At 72.9% G+C, this 26,920-nt stretch carries 10 protein-coding genes and 2 pseudogenes; 6 read left to right on the top strand and 6 right to left on the bottom strand.

Features of this window, described 5'->3' with window-relative positions; genetic code table 11:
- On the bottom strand, window positions 1-1,599 hold the full coding sequence (locus FHS39_RS06760) for an acyl-CoA carboxylase subunit beta (protein WP_425507766.1): 1,599 nt from the start codon (window positions 1,597-1,599) through the stop codon (window positions 1-3).
- Window positions 1,600-1,869: 270 nt separating this feature from the next.
- Between FHS39_RS06760 and FHS39_RS06755 the strand changes: the two genes are divergently transcribed.
- The 6 genes and pseudogenes from FHS39_RS06755 to FHS39_RS06700 all read left to right on the top strand — a co-directional run bounded on the left by FHS39_RS06755 (window position 1,870) and on the right by FHS39_RS06700 (window position 19,963).
- A complete protein-coding gene (locus FHS39_RS06755; protein WP_246469978.1) occupies window positions 1,870-2,763 on the top strand; it encodes an ACP S-malonyltransferase in 894 nt (297 codons plus the stop codon).
- Between the two features lie 4 nt (window positions 2,764-2,767).
- Window positions 2,768-4,357: an AMP-binding protein gene (locus FHS39_RS06750; protein WP_184347278.1), complete on the top strand. Its 1,590-nt coding sequence runs from the start codon at window positions 2,768-2,770 to the stop codon at window positions 4,355-4,357.
- Window positions 4,358-4,377: 20 nt separating this feature from the next.
- Window positions 4,378-5,889, top strand: a complete 1,512-nt coding sequence (locus FHS39_RS06745; RefSeq protein WP_425507765.1) for an AMP-binding protein — start codon at window positions 4,378-4,380, stop codon at window positions 5,887-5,889.
- The gene (locus FHS39_RS06740) at window positions 5,886-7,133 is read left to right on the top strand and encodes a type III PLP-dependent enzyme domain-containing protein (RefSeq protein WP_343069402.1); all 1,248 of its coding nucleotides are present in this window, start codon (window positions 5,886-5,888) and stop codon (window positions 7,131-7,133) included. Before FHS39_RS06745 ends, FHS39_RS06740 begins: the two co-directional genes overlap by 4 nt.
- A gap of 175 nt (window positions 7,134-7,308) precedes the next feature.
- A pseudogene (locus FHS39_RS25105) lies at window positions 7,309-17,736 on the top strand (SDR family NAD(P)-dependent oxidoreductase); the annotation flags it as partial.
- 76 nt (window positions 17,737-17,812) lie between these two features.
- The gene (locus FHS39_RS06700; protein WP_184347276.1) at window positions 17,813-19,963 is read left to right on the top strand and encodes a condensation domain-containing protein; all 2,151 of its coding nucleotides are present in this window, start codon (window positions 17,813-17,815) and stop codon (window positions 19,961-19,963) included.
- A gap of 66 nt (window positions 19,964-20,029) precedes the next feature.
- On the opposite strand, the gene FHS39_RS06695 is transcribed toward FHS39_RS06700, so the two are convergent.
- The 5 genes and pseudogenes from FHS39_RS06695 to FHS39_RS06675 form a co-directional block, all read right to left on the bottom strand.
- Window positions 20,030-20,929, bottom strand: coding sequence for a proline iminopeptidase-family hydrolase (locus FHS39_RS06695; protein ID WP_184347274.1), 900 nt, complete (start codon window positions 20,927-20,929; stop codon window positions 20,030-20,032).
- Between the two features lie 135 nt (window positions 20,930-21,064).
- Entirely contained in the window at window positions 21,065-21,802 is a 738-nt protein-coding gene (locus tag FHS39_RS06690) for an ABC transporter permease (RefSeq protein ID WP_052706036.1), read from the bottom strand.
- Window positions 21,799-22,806, bottom strand: coding sequence for an ABC transporter ATP-binding protein (locus FHS39_RS06685; protein ID WP_184347272.1), 1,008 nt, complete (start codon window positions 22,804-22,806; stop codon window positions 21,799-21,801). The genes FHS39_RS06690 and FHS39_RS06685 overlap by 4 nt, the downstream gene beginning before the upstream one ends.
- Window position 22,807: 1 nt before the next feature.
- Window positions 22,808-23,680: a hypothetical protein gene (locus FHS39_RS06680; protein WP_184347270.1), complete on the bottom strand. Its 873-nt coding sequence runs from the start codon at window positions 23,678-23,680 to the stop codon at window positions 22,808-22,810.
- Between the two features lie 138 nt (window positions 23,681-23,818).
- A pseudogene (locus tag FHS39_RS06675) lies at window positions 23,819-26,902 on the bottom strand (type I polyketide synthase); the annotation flags it as partial.
- Window positions 26,903-26,920 lie beyond the last annotated feature (18 nt).

Raw genomic sequence — 26,920 nt, 5'->3', positions numbered from 1 at the left:
TCACACCGGCTGGTTTCCGTGCTTGCGGGCCGGCAGGCCCGCCTGCTTGGCCCGGAGCATCGCCAGCGAGCGGATGAGCACCGAGCGCGTCTCCGCGGGGTCGATGACGTCGTCCACCAGGCCGCGCTCCGCGGCGTAGTAGGGGTGCATCAGCTCTTCTTGGTACTGCTTGATGCGCTCGGCGCGGGCCGCCTCCGGGTCGGAGGCCGCGGCGATCTCGCGGCGGAAGACGACGTTGGCCGCGCCCTCCGCGCCCATGACGGCGATCTCGTTGGTGGGCCAGGCGAAGGTGAGGTCGGCGCCGATGGACTGGGAGTCCATGACGATGTAGGCGCCGCCGTAGGCCTTGCGCAGGATCAGCGAGATCCGGGGGACGGTGGCGTTGCAGTAGGAGTAGAGCAGCTTGGCGCCGTGCCGGATGATGCCGCCGTGCTCCTGCTCGCGCCCGGGCAGGAAGCCGGGGACGTCGACGAGGGTGACGAGCGGAATACTGAACGCGTCGCACATCTGCACGAAGCGGGCGGCCTTTTCGCTGGCGTTGATGTCGAGGACGCCGGCGAAGGAGGAGGGCTGGTTGGCGACGATGCCGACGACGTGGCCGTCGAGGCGGGCCAGCGCGCAGATGATGTTGGTGGCCCAGGAGGAGTGCACCTCGAAGACCTCGCCGTCGTCGACGATCTCCTCGATGACCGGCCGCATGTCGTACGAGCGGTTGGCGTCGGCCGGGACCAGGTCGAGCAGCGCCTCGCAGCGCCGGTCGGCGGGGTCGTCGGCCGGGACCGCGGGCGGCATCTCCCGGTTGTTCTGCGGCAGCAGCGACAGCAGGTAGCGCACCTCGGCCAGGCACTCGGCCTCGTCCTCGTAGGCGAAGTGCGCGGCGCCGGAGACCGAGGCGTGCACATCCGCGCCGCCGAGCTGGTCGTGGCTGATCCGCTCGCCGGTGACGGCCTGGACCACATCCGGGCCGGTGATATACATCTGCGAAGTGCCGCGGACCATGAAGACGAAGTCGGTGAGCGCCGGGGAGTAGGTGGCTCCGCCGGCGCAGGGCCCGAGCATCACGCTGATCTGCGGGATCACCCCCGACGACGCCACATTGCGGCGGAAGATGCCGCCGTATCCGGCCAGGGCCGTCACGCCCTCCTGGATCCGGGCGCCGGCCCCGTCGCTCAGGCTGACCAGCGGCGCCCCTGCCGCCATGGCCAGGTCCATCAGCTTGTGGATCTTCTGGGCGTGGGCCTCGCCGAGCGAGCCGCCGAAGATGCGGAAGTCGTGTGCGTAAGCGAAGACGGTCCGGCCGTCGACCGTCCCCCAGCCGGTGATGACGCCGTCGGTGTGCGGGCGCTTCTTCTCCAGGCCGAAGCCGCTGGCCCGGTGCCGGCGCAGCGGCTCGGTCTCCTGGAACGACCCCTCGTCGAAGAGCAGCGCGAGCCGCTCGTGGACCGTGAGCTTGCCCTTGGCCCACTGCTGTTCGGTGGCCCGCGGCCCGGGGCCGTCCTTGACGGTCTGCTTGACCAGCTTGAGCAGAGCCGCCCTTGACCTGGGGTCGGCGGGCGGCGGCGGGCCGGTCAGCGGGGCGAGCGTGGTGTCCTCGGTCATGGTCATGTGTCACCCATCCACGTCGGTCCGGGTACGAATCCGGGAATCCGGAGAATTCAAACCGCGAGTGCCCTCACTCGCCACAGCGGTCACCCCCCTGTTCTCCGACCGACTACCCCTCATAAGGGTAGGCGGCGGGGTGGGATAGGGGTTGGGTGCTCTTCCCCGAGGATCTAAAACTGCTCCGAAGGGGTCGTTTGGAGACCACTTCGAGACCAGTTCGCGACGAGACGGGTTGCTGCGATGACTACGGCGATGGTGTTTCCCGGAATGGGTCCTGTCCGCTTTCCCGACCTGGGCAGGTTCCTGCTCCTGAATTCCTTTGCCCAGAAGCTGCTTCCGGCCGCCGACGAAGCCCTGGGCTATTCGCTCTTCGACGCCTTCCGGGAGTCGGGGGAGGATTACTCGGAGGCGGCCCAGGTGGCGTTCATGGTCGCCTGTACGGCACTTGCCGACTGGGCCGTCGAGGAACTGGGCGCCGAACCGGAGGTGTGCGTCGGGCCGAGCTTCGGCGAGAAGCCGCTCATCGGCTTCTGCGGCGCCCTGGACTTCGCCGACGCGGTGACAGCCACCGCCCGCCTGGCGCGCTGCACCGCCGCCTACTTCGCCACCGAACACCGCGACGTGGTCACCCAGTCCTTCGTCCGCGCCCCGGCCGAGGCCCTGCGGGAGCTGCTGGCCGGCATGGACGAGCGCGGCGAGTGGCACGAGCTGTCCTGCCGCCTCGACGAGGGCTTCGCGATGGTGTCCCTGCACGAGCGGCACCTGGAGGACTTCCAGCGGCGGCTGCGGGCCATCGGCTCGCTCCCCCTCTACACCATGCGCCCGCCCATGCACTCCTCCCTCTTCGGCGGTCTGCGTGAGCGGGCCGGGCGCGAGGTCATCGGCTCCCTGCCGCTGCGCGACCCGGTGCTCCCGGTCGTCGCCGACCAGGACGGCCGCGAGATCCGCACGGCCGAAGACCTGCGGGCCATGCTCCTCGACCACTTCACCCGGCCCGTCGACTGGCCCGCCGCGCTGGGCGCCCTGCGCGAACGCGGCGTGCGCAAGCTGGTGATCGCCGGTCCCGACGCGCTGTTCGGCCGAGTGGAGTGCGCCACCCGCGACTTCGAGATCACCGCGGCCGATCCCAAACACGCGATGCGCCCGAAGGCAGGGGTCTGACACCATGAGCAACGCCTCTCTCGACGGCACTCTCCACGGCAGGTTCCTGCGCGGCCTGGCCCGCGCGCCTCACCGCCCCGCCTTCCGCATCGACGGCCACGAGACCACCTACGCCGAGGCCCACGAACAGGCCCTGGCCTGGGCCGGAGCCCTGCGCGACGCCACCCCCGGCGGCGCACCCCGCGTCGTCGCCGTCGTGGCCACCAAGAGCGCGGAGGCCTACACCGGCCTGCTGGCCGCCCTCTACCTGGGCGCCACCGCCGTCCCCCTGCACCCCGGCTTCCCCGCCGCCCGCAACCGCGCGATCCTCACCGCGGCGGGCGCCGAGGCGGCCGTCGCCGACGCGAGCGGCCTGGCCGCGCTGGACGCCCTGCTCGCCGAGGACGACCCGCTGCCCGTCCTCGCCCCGGGCGCCCGCTCCGCCCGCCGCCCCGGGCTGATCACCGAGGCGCCGGCGCACACCGCCCTGGACGCGCCGCTGCCCGCCGCGCCCGAGGACGCCGCCTACATCCTCTTCACCTCCGGCTCCACCGGCCGCCCCAAGGGCGTCCCCACCAGCCACCGGGCCACCGACAGCTACTTCCGCACCCTGGACGCGCGCTACGACTTCGGGCCCGACGACGTCTTCTCCCAGACCTTCGACCTCACCTTCGACTGCGCGGTCTTCGACCTGTTCTGCGCCTGGGGCGCGGGCGGCTGCGTCGTACCGCTGCCGATGCGCGCGTACCGGGCGCTGCCCGAATTCCTCGCCTCGGAGCGGATGACGGTCTGGTTCTCCACCCCCGGCGCCATCGCCCTCGCCCGCCGCACCGGCGCCCTGGCCCCCGGCTCGCTGCCCGGCCTGCGCTGGAGCCTGTTCGCGGGCGAGCCCCTGCACCGGCACGACGCCGAGGAGTGGCAGCAGGCCGCGCCCGGCTCGGCCGTCGAGAACCTCTACGGCCCCACCGAACTCACCATCACCGTAAGCGCCCACCGGCTGGCCCCCGCCACCCCCGACGAGCGGTACGTGGGCGGCGTCGTCCCCATCGGCCCCGTCCACACCAGCCTCGGACACCTGCTGCTCGCCCCCGACGGCTCCGTCGACGGCGACGAGGGCGAACTGTGCATCACCGGCCCGCAGATGTTCACCGGCTACCTCGACCCGGCCGAGGACACCGGGCGCTTCCTCGACCACGACGGACGCCGCTGGTACCGCACCGGCGACCGGGTGCGCCGCTACCCCGACGGCGACATCGCCTACCTGGGCCGCGCCGACGACCAAGTGCAGGTCCAGGGCTGGCGGGTGGAGCTGAGCGAGGTCGGGCACGGCGTCCGCGGCCTGGACGGCGTCGAGGACGCCGTGGCCGTCGCCGTGCCGGCCGCGGGCAGCCACGAACTCGTCGCCTTCTACACCGGCCGCCCCGCCCACTCCGCCGACCTGGCCAGGCAGCTGGCCGCGGGCCTGCCCAAGGCGATGGTCCCCCGGCTCTTCCACCACCTGGAGGAGTTCCCCATGAACGCCAACCGGAAGATCGACCGGTCCTCCCTCAGGTCCCTCGCCGGGACGCTGCTGGACCACGGCCGGAAGCCAAGCCGACAAGGAGAAGGACTGTGACCCTGACGGTGGAGAACGCCGTGGCCGGACACCCGGACGGCACCGCTGCGGCGAAGCTGCTGCACGAACTGCTCGACACCACGGCCGCGCTGCGCCCGCAGCACGTCGCCGTCCGCGACTCGAAGGGCTCCTGGACCTGGCAGGACCTGGTCGCCCAGAGCCACGCCGCGGCCGCCTGGCTGCGCGCACAGGGCGTACGCCCCGGGGACCGCGTCGTCGTCCGGCTGCCCAACGTCCGCGAGACCGTCGCCATGCTTTACGCGGCCTCCCGCTGCGGGGCGGCGCTCGTGCCCATCAGCGCCGAGATGAAGGACTTCCACCTCAAGGCGGTCATCGCCAACTGCGAGCCGCGCCTGGTGGTCGTGGTGGACGGCGCGGGCGACAAGGTCCGCCCGCTCACCGGCTTCCCCGTGCACGAGATCGGCACGGTGTGGGGCGAGTTGACCGACGGCGCGTCCGTACCGGCCGAGGCCCACGACCCCGCCTCCCCCGCCGTCCTCATCTACACCTCCGGCTCCACCGCCACCCCCAAGGGCATCATCTGCCCCCACGCGCAAATGTCGTTCGCCGCCGACGCCATCAACCGGGTGCTCGGCTACCGCAACGACGACGTCGTCTTCGTGCGCGTCCCGCTCTCCTTCGACTACGGCCTCTTCCAGGTACTGCTGTGCTGCCTGGCCGGCGCCGAGCTGGTCCTGGCCGACGGCGAGGCCGACGCCAAGCTGCACCTGCTCATCCGCGAGACCGGCACCACCGTCCTGCCGCTGGTCCCCTCCCTGGGCGGCCCGCTGATCCGCCTCGCCGAGCGCGACCCGCGCCCGACCAAGCTGCGCATGTTCACCAGCACCGGCGCCGCCCTGGAGCAGCGGATCATCGACGGCCTGTGGCGCTGCTTCCCCGGCGCGCGCGTGGTGCGCATGTACGGCATCTCCGAGTGCAAGCGCATCACCGTGATGCCCCCGGCCGAGGACCGCGAGCGCCCTGGCTCCTCCGGCCGCCCGCTGCCCGGCACCCGCGTCGCGATCCTTGACGAGGACGGCAACGAGGTCCCGGCCGGCTCCAGCGGCGAGATCACCGTCACCGGCCCGCACGTCATGGCCGGCTACTGGCGGCTGCCGGAGATCACCGCCCGCACCTTCCGCACGGACCCCGCGACCGGCGTCACCCGCCTGCACACCGGCGACTACGGGCGCCTGGACGAGGACGGCTACCTCTACTTCGAGGGCCGCCGCGACGACATGTTCAAGCGCAAGGGCATGCGGGTCTCCACCATCGAGATCGAGGGCGCCGCGATGGACATCCCGGGCGTGCGCAACGCCGCCGCCCTCAAGCCCACCGCCGACCGCGACCTGATGATCTTCGTGGAGGCGGACGGCCTGGCCCCGCAGACCGTGCTGCGCGAGCTGGCGCAGCGCCTGGAGGCAGTCAAGGTGCCCTCGCTCTGCCGGGTCCTGGACGCCTTCCCGCTGACCGCCAACGGCAAGAACGCCAAGCAGCAGCTGGAGGCCATGCTCGCCGAGGAGGCGGCGTGAGCCCGATCCCGGACGGCGAGCTGACCGGACGCTACGGCTCCCCGCTCTACGTCTACGACCTCGACCGGGTCACCGCCGCCCGCGACGCCCTGTACGCGGCGCTGCCCGACGGCTTCACCCTCTTCTACTCCCTCAAGGCCAACCCGCACCCCGGCATCGTCCGGGCCCTGCGCGAAGGCGACCGCCCCTGCCGCGCCGAGGTGTGCTCCACCGGCGAGCTCGCCTCGGCCCTGGAGGCCGGGCACGAGCCCGCGGCCGTCCTCTACTCCGGCCCCGGCAAGACGGCCGCCGAAATGGCCGTCGCCCTCGACGCGGGCGTGCGCACCTTCTCCGTCGAGTCCCCCGGCGACCTGCGGCGGCTGGGCGCCGTGGCACACGGGCGCGGCATCCGGGCCCAGGTCCTGATCCGCGTCAACAGCGCGGCCGCCGCGGCCACCACCAGCATCCGGATGACCGGCACGCCCTCGCAGTTCGGCTTCGACGCCGAGGGGCTGCCCGAGGTGCTGCCGGAGCTGCTGGCCGTGCCGGGCGTGGAGGTGGTGGGCGCGCACTTCTTCCCGCTCAGCAACTCCAAGGACGAGGACAGCCTGATCGCCGAGTTCGAGGCGACCATCGCCTCGGCGGCCCGCCTGGAGGCCGAGCTCGGCCTGCCGCTGCGGATGCTGGACATCGGCGGCGGCTTCGCCGCCCCCTACTCCGTACCCGGCGAACGCCCCGTCTACGGACGTCTGCGCGCCGCCCTGGAGAAGGCTCTGGACGAGCACCTGCCGCGCTGGCGGCAGGGCGGCATCGAGATCGCCTGCGAGTCGGGGCGCTACCTCGTCGGCGTCAGCGGGCGGCTGCTGACGACGGTGACCAACGTCAAGGAGAGCCGCGGCCGGACCTTCGCGATCCTCGACGCGGGGATCAACACCCTGGGCGGCATGGCCGGCCTGGGACGGCTGCTGCCGCTGGCCGTCGAGCCCCGCGGGGCGGACGGGGCGGACACCGAGAACGTGACGGTCTCCCTCGCCGGCCCGCTGTGCACGCCCGGCGACCTGCTCTCCCGGTCCGTCAAGATGCCCGCGCCCCGGCCCGGCGACGTCATCGCCGTGCCGAACGTCGGCGCGTACGGGCCCACCGCCAGCCTCCTCACCTTCCTCGGCCGTCCGGCCCCCGTCGAGGTCCTCACCCGCGGCGGCGAGGTCGTCTCCGCCTCGCGCCTGGTCTCTTCCCGCGCAGACATCACCACTGGAGTTCAGTGATATGACCGAGTCCGCCTCCCCCGTGTCCGCCCTCGCGACGGAACTGGCCGAGCTGTCCGAAGCCGACCGGTTCCGCCGCCTCCTCGCGGTGGTCCTGCGGGAGGCGGAAGCGGCACTGCGCAAGGCCGGCCGGGAGCCCTCCGGCCGGCTCGATCCCCACCAGCCCTTCCTGCGGCTCGGCTTCGACTCGCTGGCCGTCGTCGACCTGCACCGCCGGCTCGGCGCCGCCACCGGCACCGAACTGCCCATCTCCATCGCCTTCGACCACCCCACCCCCACCGCCCTGGCCGAACAGCTGATGTGGGAGGTGCTGGGCGTACGCCGGGGGCGGGACGCGGCGGCGGCCGCGCCGCGCGCGCACGCCTTCGACGAGCCCGTCGCCATCGTCGGCATGGCCTGCCGCTACCCGGGCGGCGTGAGCTCGCCCGAGCAGCTGTGGGAACTGCTGGCTGCCGGCGACGACGCGATCGGCGGCCTGCCCACCGACCGCGGCTGGGACGTGGAGGGCCTGTACGACCCCGACCCCGACGCCCCCGGCAAGACCTACGCGCGCGAGGGCGGCTTCCTCTACGGCGCCGCCGAGTTCGACGCCGACTTCTTCGGCATCAGCCCGCGCGAGGCCTCCTCCATGGACCCGCAGCAGCGGCTGACCCTGGAGACGTCCTGGGAGGCCCTGGAGCGCGCGGGCATCGACCCGCACACCCTGCGCGGGAGCACCACCGGCGTCTTCGTGGGCGCCGAGCCCCAGGAGTACGGCCCGCTCCTGCACCAGGCCCCCGAGGGCTACGAGGGCTACCTCCTCACCGGCAACGCCACCAGCGTCATCTCCGGCCGGGTCGCCTACACCCTGGGCCTCGAAGGCCCGACCCTCACCGTGGACACGGCGTGCTCGTCCTCGCTGGTCGCGGTGCACCTGGCGGCACAGGCGCTGCGCAGCGGCGAGTGCTCGCTGGCGCTGGCGGGCGGCGTCGCGGTCATGTCCAGCCCCGGTACGTTCACGGCCTTCAGCCGGCAGCGGGGCCTGGCCCCCGACGGCCGCTGCAAGCCCTTCGCGGAGGCTGCGGACGGCACGGGCTGGGCCGAGGGCATCGGCATGCTGGTCGTGGAGCGGCTGAGCGACGCCCTGCGCAACGGGCACCGGGTGCTGGCGGTGGTCCGGGGCAGCGCGGTCAACCAGGACGGCGCAAGCAACGGCCTTACGGCGCCGAACGGTCCTGCACAGCAGCGGCTCGTCCAGCAGGCCCTGGCGTCGGGCGGCCTGTCCACGGGTGACGTGGACGCCGTGGAGGCACATGGCACGGGCACCCGGCTCGGGGACCCGATCGAGGCGCATGCGCTGCTTGCCACGTATGGGCAGGGGCGCGAGGAAGGGCGTCCGTTGTGGCTGGGTTCGGTGAAGTCGAACCTGGGGCACACGCAGGCTGCGGCGGGTGTCGCGGGGATCATCAAGATGGTGTTGGCGCTGCGGAATGAGCAGTTGCCGATGACGTTGGGTGTGGATGCGCCGAGTTCGCATGTGGACTGGTCGGCGGGTTCCGTTGAGCTGTTGACGGAGGCGCGGGAGTGGCCTGCGGGTGAGCGGGTGCGTCGGGCTGGTGTGTCGTCGTTCGGCATCAGCGGGACGAATGCGCATGTGATCGTGGAGGAGGCGCCTGCGGCCGCTGAGGCTGCGGAGATGCCTGTGGTGCCGGTGGTGCCGTGGGTGCTGTCGGGGAAGACGCCGGAGGCGCTGGCGGCTCAGGTCGAGCGGCTGCGGGCCTTCGTCTCGGCGAACCCGGAGCTGGACCCGGCTGCCGTCGGGGCCGCGCTGGCCACCGAGCGGGCGGCGTTCGCGTACCGGGCGGCTGTGGTGGGTACGGACCGTGAGTCGCTGCTGGCCGGGCTTGAGCAGCCCGCCATCCAGGCGGTTGCGAACAGCGGCCAGCTGGCGTTCCTGTTCACCGGTCAGGGCAGCCAGCGGGTCGGCATGGGCCGCGAGCTGTACGAGACGTTCCCCGTCTTCGCCGAGGCCTTCGACGCCGTTTGTGAGGAGCTCGACGCCCACCTCGAACGGCCGTTGAAGGACGTCGTCTTCGGCTTCGACGGTGACGGCGAGCTGCTGAACACCACTGAGTTCGCTCAGCCGGGTCTGTTCGCCGTAGAGGTGGCGCTGTTCAGGCTGATGCAGTCGTGGGGCGTGCGGCCCGATGTGCTGGCCGGTCACTCGATCGGTGAGCTTGCTGCGGCGTATGTGGCGGGTGTGTGGTCACTGGAGGACGCCGCCCTGCTGGTGGCGGCTCGTGGCCGTCTGATGCAGCAGCTGCCCGCCGGTGGCGCGATGGCCGCGATCCAGGCGACCGAGGCCGAGGTCCGCGCCCAGCTGGTCGACGGTGTCGACATCGCCGCCGTCAACGGGCCGATGTCCGTGGTGGTTTCCGGTGACGAGGCAGCCGTTGAGGCGCTTGCCGCGCACTTCGCCGGGCAGGGCCGCAAGACCAAGCGCCTCACCGTCAGCCACGCCTTCCACTCCGCTCACATGGAGCCCATGCTCGCCGAGTTCCGGCGGCACGCCCAGGTGCTCGAGTACGCGGCCCCCACCGTCCCCCTCGTCTCCACCCTCACCGGCCGCCCGGCCACCGCCGAGGAGCTGACCGACCCCGAGTACTGGGTGCGGCACGTGCGCGAGGCGGTGCGCTTCGCGGATGCGGTGCAGGTGCTGGAGGAGCAGGGCGTCACCGCATTCGTCGAGCTCGGCCCGGATGCGGTGCTGACCGCCATGGCTGCCGAGAGCACGGACGGCGTGCTCGTCGCGACCACCCGTCGCGGCCATGACGAGGCCCGTACGGCCGTCGAAGCCCTCGCCCGCCTGCATGTGCACGGCGCCGAGATCGACTGGCAGCGCTACTTCGGCACCCCCACGGTCCCGGTCGACCTGCCCACGTACGCCTTCCGGCGTCAGCGCTACTGGCTCGACGCTCCCGCCGCGGGCGCCACGGATGCCGCCGCGCTCGGCGTCGCGTCCGCCGGGCACCCGCTGCTCGGTGCGGCGGTGGCCGTGGCGGGCGGCGACCGGCTCGTCCTGACCGGACGGCTCTCGCCCGCCACCCACCCGTGGCTCGCCGACCACGCCGTCGGCGGCACGGCCCTCCTCCCCGGCACGGGCTTCGTCGAGCTCGCGGTCCAGGCCGGAGACCGGGTCGGCTGCGACGTGCTGGAAGAGCTCACCCTCCAGGCGCCTCTCTGGCTGGATGCCACGGGCGGCGTCGAGCTGCAGATCGTCGTCGAGGAGCCGGCGGCCGACGGCCGCCGCGCACTCGCCGTCCACTCCCGCTCCTCCCGCACGGGCTTCGAAGCCGAGGACGGCTGGACGCTCCACGCCCAGGGCCTGCTGCGCGCGGGCGGGACCACGGCCCGGGACCGGGGCGCGGCGTGGCCGCCGAGCGGCGCACGGGTGATCGACGTCGAGGGCGCGTACGACCGCATGCGCGAGCAGGGCTACGGCTACGGGGCCGCCTTCCAGGGCCTGCGCGCCGCCTGGCGGAACGGCGACGAGGTGTACGCCGAGGTCGCCCTGCCGGAGGGCGTGGACGCCGCCGGGTACGCGCTGCACCCGGCGCTGCTGGACGCCGCGCTGCACGTGATCGGCCTCGACGAGGACGGGACCACCGGCCCCGAACTGCCCTTCGCCTGGAACGACGTCACCCTCTACGCGACGGGCGCCACCGCTCTGCGCGTCCACGTGACGCCCGCTGGATCCGGGGTCACCATCCGCCTGTACGACGCCGCGAACGCGCCGGTGGCGACGGTCGGTTCGCTGGTGCTGCGCCCGCTTTCCACGGAGAGCGAGGGCGTACGGAGCCTGCCGCTGCACCATGTGGAGTGGGTGGCGGTGGAGGGCGCGTCTGCCGGGGACGGTGCTGTGGATGGGGTGGTGTTTGCGGTTCCGGAGGGGCCGGGGGCGCTGGCTGCCACGCTTGCCCATGTGCAGCAGTGGCTGGCGGACGGCTCGGACGGTCGTCTGGTGGCGGTGACGCGGGGTGCGGTGGCCGTGCGGGCCGGCGATGGTGTGGCCGTGCTGGAGCAGGCCGCGGTACGGGGTCTGCTGCGCTCGGCGCAGGCGGAGAACCCCGGCCGGATCGTCCTCCTCGACACCGATGCGGATGATGTCGATACGGCTGCTGCACTGGCGTGCGGCGAACCGGAGCTGGCGCTGCGGGGCGGTGTGTGCTTCGCCGCCCGCCTGGCCCGTACGGTTCCTGCCGAAGCCGCCAGTCCGTGGCGTCACGACAGCACTGTGCTGATCACCGGTGGTACGGGCGGTCTGGGCGCGCTCACTGCCCGGCATCTGGTTGCCGAGCACGGTGTGCGCACCCTGCATCTGGTCAGCCGCCGTGGCCCGGACGCACCCGGTGCCGCGGTGCTGCTCGCGGAGCTGGAAGCCGCCGGGGCTGCTGTGACCATCAGCGCCTGCGACATCTCCGACCGCCAGGCCGTGGCCGGGCTGCTGGACGGTATCCCGGGTCTGACCGCGGTGATCCACACCGCCGGTGTCCTCAACGATGCGACCGTCACCGGTCTCACCCCGGCCCATCTGGACTCCGTGTGGGCGCCGAAGGCCGACGCCGCCCGCCACCTGCACGAGCTGACCCTCGACCGCTCCCTCGACGCCTTCGTTCTCTTCTCCTCCGCCGCCGCCACGTTCGACGGCACAGGGCAGGGCAACTACGCCGCCGCCAACGCCTACCTCGACGCCCTCGCCACCCACCGGCGCGCTCTCGGCCTGCCCGCCACCTCCCTCGCCTGGGGACTGTGGGCACCCGAGGCCGGCGGCATGGGCGCCACCCTCACCGACGCTGACGTCCAGCGCACGGCACGCGCCGGCACCCCGGCGCACAGTGCGGCGGAGGGGCTCGCCATGTTCGATGCGGCGTGCCAGGGGGCGCAGGCTCACACCCTCGCGCTGCGTCTGGACGCGGGCGCGCTCTCGCGCCGTGCGGCGCGCAGCGAGGGCATACCCGCGCTGCTGCGCGCCCTGGTCCGTACGCCCGGCCGCCGTGCTGCCGCCTCCGCATCGGAGGACGGCGGCTCGTTGCAGCAGCAGCTGACCGGGATGGCTGCCGCAGACCAGGACCGCTTCCTGCTGAACCTGGTACGTACACACGTCGCTTCGGCGCTGGGCCACTCCGGGCCCCAGGCGGTCGACCCCGACCGCGGCTTCGGCACGCTCGGCTTCGACTCGCTCGCGGCCGTCGAGCTCCGCAACCACCTCAGCGCCGCCACCGGCCTCCGCCTGCCCGCCACGCTCACCTTCGACTACCCGAACGCGACCGCACTCGCCGGTTACCTTCGCGAGAAGCTTGTCGGCGAGCAGGAAGCCGCCCCCGCGGCGGCCGTGGCAAGGCAGCAGGCGGACGACGACGAGCCCATCGCCATCGTCGGCATGGCCTGCCGCTACCCCGGCGAGGTCTCCTCCCCCGAAGACCTGTGGGAGCTCCTCGCCGCGGGCCGCGACGCCATCGGCCCGTTCCCCGAGAACCGCGGTCCGAGCTGGGCCGACTCCTACGACCCGGACCCCGAGGCCGTCGGCAAGACCTACTCGAACGAGGGCGCTTTCCTCCTCGACGCCGGTGAGTTCGACGCCGATTTCTTCGGCATCAGCCCCCGCGAGGCCCTCGCCACCGACCCGCAGCAGCGCCTGCTGCTGGAGACGTCCTGGGAGGCCGTCGAGCGCGCCGGGATCGACCCCTCCGCGCTGCGCGGCAGCAACACCGGCGTCTTCGCGGGCGTCATGTACCACGACTTCGCCCCCCGCCTCCGGACCGTCCCCGAGGAGCTCGCGGGCTACCTGGGCAACGGCGGCCTCGGCAGCGTGGTCTCCGGCCGCGTGTCGTACGCACTCGGGCTGGAAGGCCCGGCGCTGACCATCGACACGGCGTGCTCGTCGTCGCTGGTCGCCGTCCACTTGGCCGCGCAGGCGCTGCGCACGGGTGAGTGCTCGCTGGCACTGGCCGGTGGTGTGACGGTCATGACGACGCCGGACACGTTTGTCGACTTCAGCCGTCAGCGTGGTCTGTCTGCGGACGGTCGTTGCAAGCCGTTCGCTGAGGCTGCGGACGGTACGGGCTGGGGCGAGGGTGTCGGCGTCCTGGTGCTGGAGAAGCTCAGCGATGCGCAGCGCAACGGTCACCGGGTGCTGGCGGTCGTGCGGGCCAGTGCAGTCAACCAGGACGGTGCGAGCAGCCAGCTGACGGCGCCGAACGGCCCGTCGCAGCAGCGGGTCATCCGGCAGGCGCTCACCGCCGGTGGTCTGTCGGCGGCGGATGTCGACGTGGTGGAGGGGCACGGTACGGGCACGCGGCTGGGTGACCCGATCGAGGCGCAGGCGCTGCTGGCGACGTATGGCCAGGAGCGGACGGATGGCGAGCCGCTGTGGCTGGGTTCGGTGAAGTCCAACCTGGGGCACACGCAGGCCGCGGCCGGTGTCGCGGGAATCATGAAGATGGTGCTGGCGCTGCGGAACGAGCGGATGCCGCGCACGCTGCACGTCGACGCGCCGAGTTCGCATGTGGACTGGGCTGCGGGTGCTGTTGAGCTGTTGACGGAGGCGCGGGAGTGGCCTGCGGGTGAGCGGGTGCGTCGGGCTGGTGTGTCGTCGTTCGGCATCAGTGGGACGAATGCGCATGTGATCGTGGAGGAGGCGCCTGCGGCTGCTGAGGCCGCGGAGGCGCTTGATGTTCCGGTGGTGCCGTGGGTGCTGTCGGGCAAGACGCCGGAGGCGGTGGCGGCTCAGGTTGAGCGGCTGCGGGCGTTCGTCTCGGCGAACCCGGAGCTGGACCCGGCTGCCGTCGGGGCCGCGTTGGTGATGTCACGAACCACCTTCACGCACCGGGCTGCGGTGGTGAGTCGTGACATCAATGAGTTGCTGGCGGGGCTGGAGCAACCCGCGATCCAGGCGGTGGCGAACTCCGGTCAGCTGGCGTTCCTCTTCACCGGTCAGGGCAGCCAGCGGGTCGGCATGGGCCGCGAGCTGTATGAGGCGTTCCCCGTGTTCGCCGAGGCCTTCGACGAGGTGTGCCAGACGTTCGGTGGCCAGCTCAAGGACGTTGTCTTCGGTGACGGCGATCTGCTGAACACCACCGAGTACGCCCAGCCCGCACTCTTTGCGGTCGAAGTTGCGCTCTTCAAGCTGATGCAGTCGTGGGGCGTCCGCCCCGACGTCCTCGCCGGGCACTCCATCGGCGAGCTTGCCGCCGCGTATGTGGCCGGTGTCTGGTCGCTGGATGACGCGATCAAGCTGGTCGCGGCTCGTGGCCGTCTGATGCAGCAGCTTCCCGCCGGTGGCGCAATGGCCGCCATCCAGGCAACCGAGGACGAAGTCCGCACCCAGCTGACCGACGGCGTCGACATTGCTGCGGTCAACGGGCCCACCTCCGTGGTGGTTTCCGGCGATGAAGCCGCCGTCGACGCCCTCGCCGCCCACTTCACGGGCCAGGGTCGTAAGACCAAGCGCCTCACCGTCAGCCACGCCTTCCACTCCGCCCACATGGAGCCCATGCTCGCCGAGTTCGGCGAGATCGCAGCCGAGCTGACGTACTCCGCCCCCAGCATCCCGATCGTCTCCACGCTGACGGGCAAGGCGCTCTCGGTGGACGAGCTGTCCGACCCCGCCTACTGGGTCCGGCACGTCCGCGAGGCCGTCCGCTTCGCCGACGCCGTGGTCACCCTCGAAAACAAGGGCGTCACCACCTACCTCGAACTCGGCCCCGACGCGGTCCTGACCGCCATGGCCGCCGAGACCACCGACGCCGCACTCATCCCCACCACCCGCCGCAACCACGACGAAGCCCGCACCACCGTCGAAGCCCTCACCCGCCTGCACACTCACGGCGTCACCGTCGACTGGGCGGCCTACTTCGGCACCACCCCCACCACCCTCGACCTCCCCACCTACCCCTTCCAGCACCAGACCTACTGGCTCGCCGACACCACCCTCGTCACCGGCAGCGCCGCCGACTTCGGGCAGGACGACACCGGTCACGCGCTGCTCGGTGCGGCGGTCGAACTGCCGGACAGCGAAGGCGTGCTGTTCACCGGCCGCCTCTCCCTGAGCACCCACCCCTGGCTCGCCGACCACGCCGTCTCCGGCACCGTCATCCTCCCCGGCGCCGCACTCCTCGACATCGCCATCCACGCCGCCGACCACATCGGCCGCTCAACCGTCGAAGAACTCACCCTCCACGCACCACTGGTGCTCGGCGACGGCGAGACCGTGCAACTGCGGGTCCAAGTCCAGCAGCAGACCGTGGCCGTGTTCTCCCGGGTGGAGAGCGGCGATGACGAGCCGTGGACCCGGCACGCCGACGGCGTGCTCGCCCCCGAGGCCGACAAGCCCGCCTTCGAGCTGTCGGCGTGGCCGCCCGCCGGAGCGGAACCTGTCGACGTCACCGGGCTGTACGAGCAGTTGGCCGCCTCCGGCCTGGAGTACGGGCCGCTGTTCCAGGGTCTGCGCGCCGCCTGGCGCGACGGCGACGCGGTCTACGCCGAGATCGCCCTCCCCGACGGCACCGACACCACCGGCTACGCGCTCCACCCCGCCCTCCTCGACGCCGCCCTGCACTCCATCGGGCTGGCCGGAAACGCGAGCGAGGCCGCCGAGCTGCCCTTCGCCTGGTCCGATGTCACCCTGCACGCCACCGGGGCCGCCGCCCTCCGCGTACACGCCGCCCCCACCGGCTCCGGCAGCGGGCACACCCTTCTCCTGGCCGACCCGCAGGGCGCGCCCGTCGCGACCGTCGGGTCGCTCGCGTTGCGCGCCGTGGCCCCTGGCACCACGTCCCCCTCCCGCGAGCGCGACCTCTACCGCATCGAGTGGTCGCCGGTCACCACGCCCAGCGGGACGGCAACTCCCGTACCCGGCACGGTCCTGCGCGTCGGTTCCGTCACCGAAACCCTGGGCGAGCTCCAGACCTGGCTGACCGGCACCGGCTCGGACGACGCCAAACTGGTCGTCATCACCCGCGGTGCCGTCGCCGTAGGCACCGGCATCACCGACCTCGACCAGGCCGCCGTCCACGGCCTCGTACGGGCCGCCCAGGCCGAGAACCCCGACCGCATCGTCCTCCTCGACACCGACACCGATGACGTCGACATCAGCACCGTTCTCGCGTGCGGCGAGCCGGAACTCGCCCTGCGCGACGGCACGTACTACGCCGCCCGCCTGGCCCGTACGATTCCCACCGGCACCGCCAGCCCCTGGCGTGCGGACAGCATTGTGCTGATCACCGGCGGTACGGGCGGTCTGGGCGCGCTCACCGCCCGGCATCTGGTTGCCGAGCATGGTGTGCGCACCCTGCACCTGGTCAGCCGCCGCGGCACGGACGCCCCGGGCGCCACCGAGCTCCAGGCAGAGCTGGAAGCCGCAGGCGCCACCGTGACCGTCACCGCCTGCGACATCTCCGACCGGCAGGCCGTGGCCGCCCTCCTCGGCGGCATCCCCGACCTGACCGCCGTCATCCACACCGCCGGTGTCCTCAACGATGCGACCGTCACCGGTCTCACCCCGGCCCATCTGGACTCCGTGTGGGCGCCGAAGGCCGACGCCGCCCGCCACCTGCACGAACTGACCCTCGACCGCTCCCTCGACGCCTTCGTCCTCTTCTCTTCCACCGCCGCCACGTTCGACGGCACAGGGCAGGGCAACTACGCAGCCGCCAACGCCTACCTCGACGCCCTCGCCACCCACCGGCATGCTCTCGGCCTGCCCGCCACCTCCCTCGCCTGGGGACTCTGGGCACCCGAGGCCGGCGGCATGGGCGCCACCCTCACCGACACCGACATCGAGCGGGTCGCGCGGGGCGGGCCGAAGGTGCTCGGGCGGGAGCGCGGCATGGCGCTCTTCGATGCCGCGCTCGCCTCGGGCGAGCCGCATCTCCTCCCCGTGCCGTTCGACACCGGCGCGCTGGCCGAGCGGGCCCGTACGCAGGGGCTGCCCGCCGTTCTGCGCGGGCTGGTCCGTACCCCGGCCGCGCGGCGCGGGGCGCCGGCCGCCGCCGGGGCCGAGGCGGAGGCCGCCGGGCTCAAGGAGCAGCTGCTGCGGCTGCCGGCGGACGAGCGGGGGCCCGCCGTGCTGGAGTTCGTACGGACGCACGCCGCGGCCGTGCTCGGGCACGCGAGCGCCGACGCCGTGGACGCGGCGCGCGGGTTCGGCGGGCTCGGCTTCGACTCGCTGGCGGCCGTGGAGTTCCGCAACCGCCTGACGCCCGCCACCGGGCTGCGGCTGCCCGCCACGCTGATCTTCGACTACCCGACGTCCGAGGCGCTCGCGGGCTACATCCGCGAGCAGCTGGTCCCGGACGAGACGGGCCCGGCCGCCCTGCGGGCCGTCGAGTCGGAGCTGGCCGCGCTGGAGGCCCGCCTGCTGGCCGCGGCCGGTCCGGACGGTGCCCCGGCGCCCGAGGACCACGCGCGGATCGCCGAGAGCCTGCGCGCGCTCGCCTCCCGCTGGAGCGGCCTCCTGGCCGGCTCCGGGAGCGGGGCCGCGGACCCGGCCGCGGACGACCTGGCGACGGCCGACGCCGACGAGCTCTTCGACATCCTCGACAGCGAGTTCGAGCACCTCGACTGAGTAACAGCAGCAGCAGCGCCTGCGCCACCGACAACGACTTGTACACCACACCCATGAATCCATGAGGAGAACCGGCATGGCCGCGGACTCGCCCGCCACCCGTAAAGAGACCGATCTCTGGCTGCTCGAACGGCTCGTGCCGGGTTCGGGGGTCAACAACCTGTCGCTCACGTTCGACGTGGACGGCCACCTCGACGCGGATCTGCTGGAGCGGGCGCTGACGCTCGTCGTGCGGAAGTTCGACATCCTGCGCACGGTCTTCCTGACGACGGAGACCGACCTCACCAAGCGGGTCGTGCCGCCGTCCGAGGCCGGCGTCGACGTCCTCGACATGGCCATGGGCGACGCGGGGGACGTGCAGGCGGCCGTCGAGTCGTTCGTGGGCGCCCCGTTCGTGCTCGACGGCAGCCCGCTCGTACGGGCCGCGGTCTTCCGGCACGGCGGCAGCGACACCGTCAGCGTCGCCCTGCACCACCTGGTCTTCGACGCCATGTCGACGGTGACCCTGCTCGGCGAGCTGATGGCCGCCTACGGGGACCCGGAGGGCTACGACACCACTGCCGTCGCGCCGGCGGCCGAGCCGGAGCCCTCCGCGGAGAGCGTGGAGTTCTGGCGCGAGCAGCTGCGCGGCTTCCGGCCGGACGAGGAGGGCGGGCTGTGGATCGGCAACCCGCCGTCCGCGGCCCCGGACCTGGCGGGCGAGTCGACCTGGTACTCCCTCTCCCCCGAGGCCCGTGCGGTGGTGCGGCGGCTGCAGCGCGAGGTGCGCGCGCCCGAGGCCGTCATCCTGCTGGCCGCCTACTACCTGCTGCTGTCGCGGCACGGCGCAGGGTCGGACATCGTGGTCGGCTCGCCGGTGAGCGTACGGCCGCAGGGGCACGAGAGCGCCATCGGCTACCACGTGAACGTGCTGCCGCTGCGGGTGAAGGTGGATGCGGCCAAGCCGTTCAAGCGGCTGGTCAACCGGGCCCGCGCGATCTTCCTTGAGGGCCTGGGCAATTCGGGCGTGCCCGCCGAGTCCGTGCTCGACGAGGTGCGCGCCGAAGGCCCCAGCTGGCGCAACTCGCTCTGCAACCACCTCTTCAACTACGTGCCCGGCGGCACCTCCGGCTCCTTCTCCTTCGGCGGCCACCAGGCCCGTACCCGGCAGGTGGAGAACGGCTTCAGCAAGTTCGACCTCGAGTTCTTCTTCATGCCGGAGGGCGAGGAGGAGAACGCCGAGACGAAGATCCGGGCCGTCTACCGCACCCAGGCGTTCTCCCGCGCCGACGTCGCCCTGCTGCTCGACCGCTACGACGCGCTGCTGGTCGCGCTCGGCGAGGGCCTGGACCAGCCGGTGGGCGAGCTGTCCGTGTGGAGCGCCGCCGACCGTGCCGCCGTCGAGGCCGGGCACCGCGACGGGCGCCTGCCCGAGGCCTTCGCCGCCTCCCCGGCCGCCGGGCGGTACGCCGTCTACGGGCCGGGCAGCGAGGGCGTACGGGCCTTCGTCGCCGCACCGGACGGCGGCGAGCTGCCGGTGGGCGTGCGCGGCGAGTTGTGCGTGGTGGACGAGGAGCGGGTGGTGCGCACCGGCGACCTGGCCCGCTGGCTGGCGGACGGGCGGCTGCAGCTGCTCGGGCGCGTGGAGCGGCGGGTGCGGGTGCAGGGGCTGGCCTTCGGTCTGGAGGAGCTCGACTCCGTGCTCCTCGCGCACCCCGCGGTCGACGGCGCCGCCACGGTGGCCGTGCCCGGTGGCGAGGGCGGTGACGGGCCGGTGCTGGTGTCCTTCGTGGCCGCCGATCCGCAGCCGGACCTGCCGGAGCTGCTGGCGAAGCACGTCGCGGCCGAGCTGCCGGCGCCTGCCGAGCCGCGGCACGTGGTCGTCGTCGACGAGCTGCCGTCGGCCGGCGGGCGCCCGGACCTCAAGGGGCTGCGGCGGCGGGCCGAGGAGCTGGTGCGCGGGGCCTCTTCCGCAGCTGCCGAAGACCAGGGCCTGGACACGGAGGAGCTGACGCGCGAACTGCTGGCGCTGTGGCGGGAGTTCCTCAAGCGCGACGATCTGAAGTCCGGTTCCGGCTTCTTCGCCAGCGGCGGGCACTCGCTGCTGGGCGTCCAGCTCATCCAGCGGGTGAAGCGGTCGACGGGCGTCCAGGTGAAGATCCGGCTGGCGGACCTGTTCGCCAACCCGACGCCGGAGAAGCTGGCCTCCTTCATCGCGCAGAAGGCGGGCGCGGCCGCCCAGGGCTGATACGACATAGGCGAAGGCCCCGGCGTTTCCGATGGAAACGCCGGGGCCTTCGCCATTGCAGCCGTATCAGCCGTGCTTCGCCAGCCATTCCCGCATGACCGCGTCGAAGCGCTCGGGCTCCTCCACGTGCGGCATGTGGCTGGACTCCTCGAACAGCTCCCAGCGCACGTCGGGGATGTGGTCGAGGAAGGGCCGGACGGTGAGCGGGGTCGCCTCGTCGTAGGCACCCGTGATGACCAGGGTGGGGACGTCGATCAGCGGCAGGCGGTCGACGATGGACCAGTCCTTGAGGGTGCCGATGACGTGGAAGTCGGCGGGGCCGTTCATGGTGCCGTAGACGGTGGGGTCGCTCTGCAGCGCGGCGAGGGTGGTGGCGACCTCGCGGGGCAGCGGGTCCGCGCGGCACACGTGCCGCTGGTAGAACGCGAGCACCGCGCGCTGGTAATCAGGGTGCCCGAAGTCGGCCTCGGCCTCGTGGCGGCGCAGGGTGTCGCGGACGTCCTGCGGCATCTCGTCCTTGAGACGCTCGCACTCGGCGCGCCACAGCGGCATGGCGGCCGGGGAGTTGGCGATGACGAGGCCGCGCAGGCCGGCTGGGCGGCGGACGGCGTGTTCGGCGCCGAGCATGCCGCCCCAGGACTGGCCGAAGAGGAGGTAGTCGTCGGCCATGCCGAGGTGGTCCAGCAGGTGGTCGAGCTCGTCGAGGAAGAGGTCGACGGTCCAGAAGTCTGCGCCGCGGTCCGGGAGCCGGGTGGAGCCGCCGTTGCCGAGCTGGTCGTAGTGGACGACGGGCCGCCCGTCGGCGGCCAGCTCGGTCAGGCGCAGCAGGTAGTCGTGGGTGGAGCCGGGGCCGCCGTGGGCGACGACAAGGGGGGTGAGGCCGCTGTGCAGGTCACCGGTGACCCGGTACCAGGTCCGCTGGCCTCGGAAGGGCATGGTGGCTTGCCGGCTGGGGGCTGGAAACATGGGATCTCCTGCGGAGGGCTGGCCGGACCGCGCCAAGCGCGGCGTCCCCGAACGCCGGACGGGCTGATTCCAGCTCGTCCGGCGTTCGGGGACCGGGGGTCCGGGGGCGGGGCCCCCGGGAGGGACGGGGCGCCGTCAGGCGCGGGCCGCCTCGCGGCGGTAGCTGAGGACCACTGCGCCGGAGAAGACGAGGGTCCAGGCGGCGAGCACCAGGCCGCCGGTGACCGCGCGGGTGTCGTGGAGCAGGGCGCCGTGGCCGATGTCGGCCAGCCAGTAGCTGGGCATGATCTTGATGATGGCGACCAGCCAGTCCGGGAAGCCGGTGGTGGGCAGGAGCAGTCCGCCGAGGAAGCCGAAGAGGATGATCAGGCCCTGGAGGTACATCTGCTGCTGCTCGGGCTGCACGTACAGGCCGATGACGAGGCCGAGGACGGCGCACGGCAGGGAGGCGATCCAGATGCCGAGGGTGATCTGGAGCCAGCCGCCCGTGGTCATGTGGACGTCCTGCGTAAGGGCGCCGAAGAGGGCGACGAGGGCCGGGCCGGGCAGCGCGACGATCATCGCGACGAAGACCTTCGTCAGCAGGTAGGTGCGCGGCAGCAGCGGGGTGAGCCGCAGCTGCCGGTGCCAGCCGATGGCCCGCTCGTGGGAGACGCGGGCGGTGGTGTGCATGGAGGAGGTGAAGGCGCTGTAGGCGGCGAGGCTGCACATCAGCCAGGCGCTGTAGGTGATGCCGCCGGAGTGCGGGATGGTCTGGTTCTTGTAGAGCATGCACTCCAGGGAGTAGAGGAGCACGGGCATCACGAAGGCGAAGATGATGAAGCGCGGGCCGCGCAGCATCCTCTTGATTTCGGTGGACAGGTAGCCGGTCATGCGGCGTCCGCCTCCTCGGCGGCGGTCAGGGAGAGGAATGCCTCTTCCAGGCCGCTGGCGCTGATCTCGATGTCGTGGGCGTCGGGGTATTTGGTGAGCAGGGCGCGCAGCGCCTTGTCGGAGTCTTCGCAGTGCAGTTCGGCCTGGCCGAGGCGGAGCGTGGCGCCCGTGACGCCGGGCAGGGTGCCGAGCTCCTTGGCCGTGGCGTCGGGGACGGAGGCGCGCAGCATCCGGCCCGCGGTCAGGGCGCGGATCTGGGCGACCGTGCCGTCGGCTGCGATCGTGCCGGAGCGCATCAGGACGACGCGGTCGGCGAACTCCTCGGCCTCGTCCAGGTAGTGGGTGGCGAAGACGACGGTACGGCCGGTGTCGGTGAACTTGCGCATGGACTCCCAGAACTTGCGGCGGCTGCCGACGTCCATGGCGGAGGTGGGCTCGTCCAGGATCAGCAGCTGGGGGTTGCCGATGAGGGCGCAGGCGAAGCGGGCGCGCTGGCGCTGGCCACCGGAGAGCTTGGTGCCGCGGCGGTCGGCGATGTCCTCGATGTTGGCGCGGCGCAGGACCTCGTCCATGGGCATGGGGTTCTTGTGCAGGGACGAGATCATGCCGAGGGTCTCGCGCACGGAGAGGTCGTCGATGAGCGAGCCGTCCTGGAGGACGGCGCTGGCCAGGCCCTCTCGGACGGCGATGTAGGGGTCCTTGCCGAAGAGCGTGATGCCGCCGGCGGTGGGCTTGGACAGGCCGAGGACCATGTCGACGGTCGTGGACTTCCCGGCGCCGTTGGGGCCGAGGAGGGCGACGACCTCGCCGGGGGCGATGTCGAGGTCGATGCCCTTGACGGCCTGGACGTCGCCGTAGGTCTTGCGCAGCCCGGTGATCCGGATGGCCGGTTCGACGGCGGGCGCGGCCGGCTTGCCCTCGGCCTTCGGCTCCGGCTCCGGCCGGGCGGTGACGGTGGTCGTCCGCTCCGCCGGGCCGGCTTCGGTCTTCTCTTTGGTCTTCATGTCACATCCGGATCTGTCGGGAGAGGTCCTGCGAGCTCAGCAGTCCGGCCAGCGCCTGGGCGGCGCGTTCGTCGCGGAGCAGGTCCATGTGATCGCAGTCGAAACGGAGTTCCCGGGCGACGGCTTCCGCCGCACTGTTGGGGTCGGTCGAGCGGAGTTTGTTGAGTCCGCTGAGCGGGCTCGCGGAGCTGAAGGCGACGGCCTTTTTCCAGGGTTCGGCGGAGGGGAAGTCACCGGCCGCGACGACATAGGCGACGAAGGCGGTGAAGGATTCCGTGAATTCGGCGCGGCTTTCCGCATCGAGCTCCAGCTCGTCGAATGCGGGGCCGCTGACTTCACGGAAGAGGCGGACGAGTTCGATGCCGAGGGCGCGCAGGCCGTCGGGGGTGCCGTCGGCCTCGGCGGCCTGGAGGGCCCGGTGACCGGCGGCGTCGGCGCGGGCCACCGGCTCGGGGCCGAGGATGCCCTCGAAGAGCTGGACCGACTTGTGGAACTGCCAGTACAGCCCGAGGGCGTTGGCGAGTTCCGGGTCGAAGAGGATCAGCCGGGGTGCGCTCTCCTGCCACTGGGTGAGGCGGTCGGCGAGCGCCGCCGCGTACACCGCACCGGCGCAGAAGCCGAGCACCGCGCCGACGGGCCGGCCGGTGGCGCGCACCGCCTCGAACCAGTGGTCGAGGTAGGCGGCGCCACCGGGGCCGACGTCCGTGGCGATGGCCTGGGGCATCGTCTCCCATACGGGGTGGCCGGTGCCGGCGAGACCGATGAGGTCCGCGAAGCGGGCGTCCGGGCGGCCGGTTGCGGTGAAGTCGACCGCAAGGACGAGCTGCCCCGGTCCGCTGCCGCCGATTTCCTGCCACGCGTCGTTGTTCTCCACCGACTACCCCTTCCGTCACGTGCACCACGCGTCATCAGCGATTCCGATGCTAGGAGCGGCCGAATTCGCTGTGACCCCCTACGGCCACCCCTGGCGCCCCCTAGGGGGTTTCGCGCTGGGAGAAGCCGTAGGCGCGGATTACGCGGCCGCCGCCTCCAGGGCGTCCTCGAGCTCTTCCTCAAGGAATTCGGCGAGCTCTTCGGGGGTGGCGTATTCGTAAATCACGGCGGCGGACAGGCGCATGCCGAGGGCGTCGCCGAGCCGGTCGCGGAATTCGACGGCGAGGAGGGAGGAGAAGCCCAGGTCGATGAATTCGCCGTCGGGCTCGACCTGTCCGGCGTCGGCGTGCCCGAGGACGGCGGCCGCGATGCCCTGGACCAGGCCGAGCAGGATGCGGGTGCGGTCCGGCCCGTCGGCGGCCCGCAGGGACTCCCGGAGCGCCGCGCGCCGGGCCTCGGGGTCCTCGGCGGCCTCCAGGGGTTCCTCCGGGACCGGTGCCGGTGCGGCGGTGGTGCCGCCCGCGGCGCGGCCGGCGGAGGCCAGCCAGTAGTGCTGGTGCTGGAAGGCGTAGGTGGGCAGGTCGACGGGGGCCGCGGGGGCGCCGAAGAAGCGCTGCCAGTCGACGTCCGCGCCGCGCATCCGCAGCCGGGCGGCCGCTTCGGCCGCCGCCTGCGGCTCCGTGCGGTCCCGGCGCAGCACGGGGATCACGGCGACGGGTCCGGGGGCGGCCAGGCAGTCCCGTACGAGGGGGGAGAGCACCGCGTCCGGCCCCAGTTCGACGAAGGTCGCGGCGCCCTCGGCCGCCAGGCCGCGCACGGCGTCGGCGAAGCGGACGGTCTCGCGCACGTGCCGCACCCAGTAGCCGGGGTCGCGCAGTTCGGCGGCGGTGACGGGCTTGCCGGTGAGGGCGGAGACGAGGGGGATGCGCGGCTCGGCGTAGGTCAGCCGGCCCGCGATCTCGCCGAACTCGGCGAGCATCGGCTCCATGAGGGCGGAGTGGAAGGCATGGCTGACGGTGAGCCGCTTGGTCTTGCGTCCCTGGGCGGCGAAGTGTGCGGCGACCGCCTCAACGGCCGCCTCATCGCCGGAGACCACGATGGACGTCGGTCCGTTGACCGCGGCGATGTCGACGCCATCGATCAGCTGGGCCCGGACTTCGTCCTCGGTCGCCTGGACGGCGGCCATCGCGCCGCCGGACGGCAGTCGCTGCATCAGGCGGCCGCGCGCCGCGACCAGCTCCGCCGCGTCGGCGAGCGACCAGAGTCCGGAGACGTGGGCGGCGGCCAGCTCGCCGACCGAGTGGCCGGTGAGCAGGTCGGGGCGGATGCCCCAGGACTCCAGGAGGCGGAAGAGGGCCACTTCGAGGGCGAAGAGGGCGGGCTGCGCGTAGGCGGTGGTGTCGAGGTCTGTGGCGTCGTCGTCGAGGATCACGTCGGCCAGCGGCCGGTCCAGATGGACGTCGAATGCGGCGCATGCCTCATCCAGCGCGGCAGCGAAGACCGGGTGGGCGGCGTGCAGTTCGCGGCCCATGCCCGTGCGCTGGCTGCCCTGCCCGGTGAAGAGGAACGCCATACGGCCACCGGCGGGCTCTTCCCGTACGGTCCCGGGCGCGCCGGTCCGCCCTTCGGCCAGGGCGTGCAGGGCGGCCAGCAAGCCCTCGCGGGTGTCGGCGACGGCCGCGGCGCGGTGCGTGAGGGCGGTGCGGGTGGTGGCCAGGGCATGTCCGACGCCGGCCACCGACTGGCCAGGGTGCCGGAGGAGGTGGGCGTGGAGCCGGGCGGCCTGGGCATGCAGGGCCGGGGCGCTCTTGGCGGACAGCAGCCAGGGGACGACCGCGGGCGTCGCCGCCTCCTCGGGTATCTCCGGGGCGTCCGGGGCCTGTTCGAGGACGACATGGACGTTGGTGCCGCTGATGCCGAAGGCGGAGACGCCCGCGCGGCGCGGGCGGCCGGTCTCCGGCCAGGGCCGGGCCTCGGTCAGCAGCCGGACGCCGCCGGCGGCCCAGTCGACGTGCGAGGTCGCCTCGTCGATGTGGAGCGACTTGGGCAGCAGGCCCGCGCGCAGCGCCAGCACCATCTTGATGACTCCGGCGGCTCCGGCCGCGGCCTGGGTGTGCCCGAGGTTGGACTTCACCGACCCCAGCCACAGCGGCCGTTCGGGGGCGCGCTCCTCCCCGTAGGTGGCGAGCAGCGCCTGCGCCTCGATCGGGTCGCCGAGGACCGTGCCGGTGCCGTGCGCCTCGACGGCGTCGACGTCGGCGGCGGAGAGCCCGGCGGACGCCAGCGCCTCCAGGATGACCTGCTGCTGGGAGGGGCCGCTGGGGGCGGTCAGGCCGTTGGAGGCGCCGTCCTGGTTGATGGAGGAGCCCCGGACGAGGGCGAGCACCCGGTGCCCGTTGCGGCGTGCGTCGGACAGCCGCTCCAGCAGCAGCACGCCGACGCCCTCGCCCCAGCCCGTGCCGTCCGCGGCCTCCGCGAAGGGCTTGCAGCGGCCGTCGGGGGCCAGGCCCCGCTGCCGGCTGAAGTCCACGAACGTGTCGGGGGTGGCCATGACGGTCACGCCACCGGCGAGGGCCAGCGAGCACTCGCCGTTGCGCAGCGCCTGCGCGGCCAGGTGCAGAGTGACCAGAGAGGACGAGCAGGCGGTGTCGACGGTGACGGCCGGGCCCTGCAGGCCGAGCGCGTAGGAGACGCGCCCCGACAGCACGCTGCCGGCGGTGCCGGTGCCCAGGAAGCCCTCGACGCCGTCGGGCAGCGCCGCCCGGTCCGAGCCGTAGTCGTGGTACATCACCCCCGCGTACACGCCGGTGCGGGTGCCGCGCACGGTGGCGAGGTCGACTCCGGCGTGCTCGAACGCCTCCCACGAGGCCTCCAGCAGCAGCCGCTGCTGCGGGTCCATGGCGAGCGCCTCGCGCGGGCTGATCCCGAAGAACGCGGCGTCGAACTCCCCCGCCGCGTCCAGGAAGCCGCCCTCGCGGGCGTAGCTCTTGCCGAGGGCGTTGGGGTCCGGGTCGTAGAGGCCCTCGACGTCCCAGCCGCGGTCCTCGGGGAAGGGCCGGATGCCGTCGCCGCCGCGCTCCAGGAGCTCCCACAGCTCGTCGGGCGAGGTGACGCCCCCGGGGTAGCGGCAGGCCATGCCGACGATGGCGACGGGCTCGCCGGTGCGGTCCTCCAGCTCCTGGATGCGGCGCCGGGCCTGCACGAGGTCGGCGGTGGCCCGCTTGAGGTATTCGCGGAGCTT

Source organism: Streptomyces olivoverticillatus (genome assembly GCF_014203555.1).
GTDB lineage: Bacteria > Actinomycetota > Actinomycetes > Streptomycetales > Streptomycetaceae > Streptomyces > Streptomyces olivoverticillatus.
This window is presented reverse-complemented; position numbering and strand designations above follow the sequence as displayed.

Excerpts from the sequence above, each read along its gene's own strand:
- FHS39_RS06690 (WP_052706036.1), bottom strand. The coding sequence starts at position 21,802 with ATGACCGGCTACCTGTCCACCGAAATCAAGAGGATGCTGCGCGGCCCG.
- FHS39_RS06755 (WP_246469978.1), top strand. The coding sequence starts at position 1,870 with ATGGGTCCTGTCCGCTTTCCCGACCTGGGCAGGTTCCTGCTCCTGAAT.
- FHS39_RS06695 (WP_184347274.1), bottom strand. The coding sequence starts at position 20,929 with ATGTTTCCAGCCCCCAGCCGGCAAGCCACCATGCCCTTCCGAGGCCAG.
- FHS39_RS06685 (WP_184347272.1), bottom strand. The coding sequence starts at position 22,806 with ATGAAGACCAAAGAGAAGACCGAAGCCGGCCCGGCGGAGCGGACGACC.
- FHS39_RS06760 (WP_425507766.1), bottom strand. The coding sequence starts at position 1,599 with ATGACCGAGGACACCACGCTCGCCCCGCTGACCGGCCCGCCGCCGCCC.
- FHS39_RS06700 (WP_184347276.1), top strand. The coding sequence starts at position 17,813 with ATGGCCGCGGACTCGCCCGCCACCCGTAAAGAGACCGATCTCTGGCTG.
- FHS39_RS06750 (WP_184347278.1), top strand. The coding sequence starts at position 2,768 with ATGAGCAACGCCTCTCTCGACGGCACTCTCCACGGCAGGTTCCTGCGC.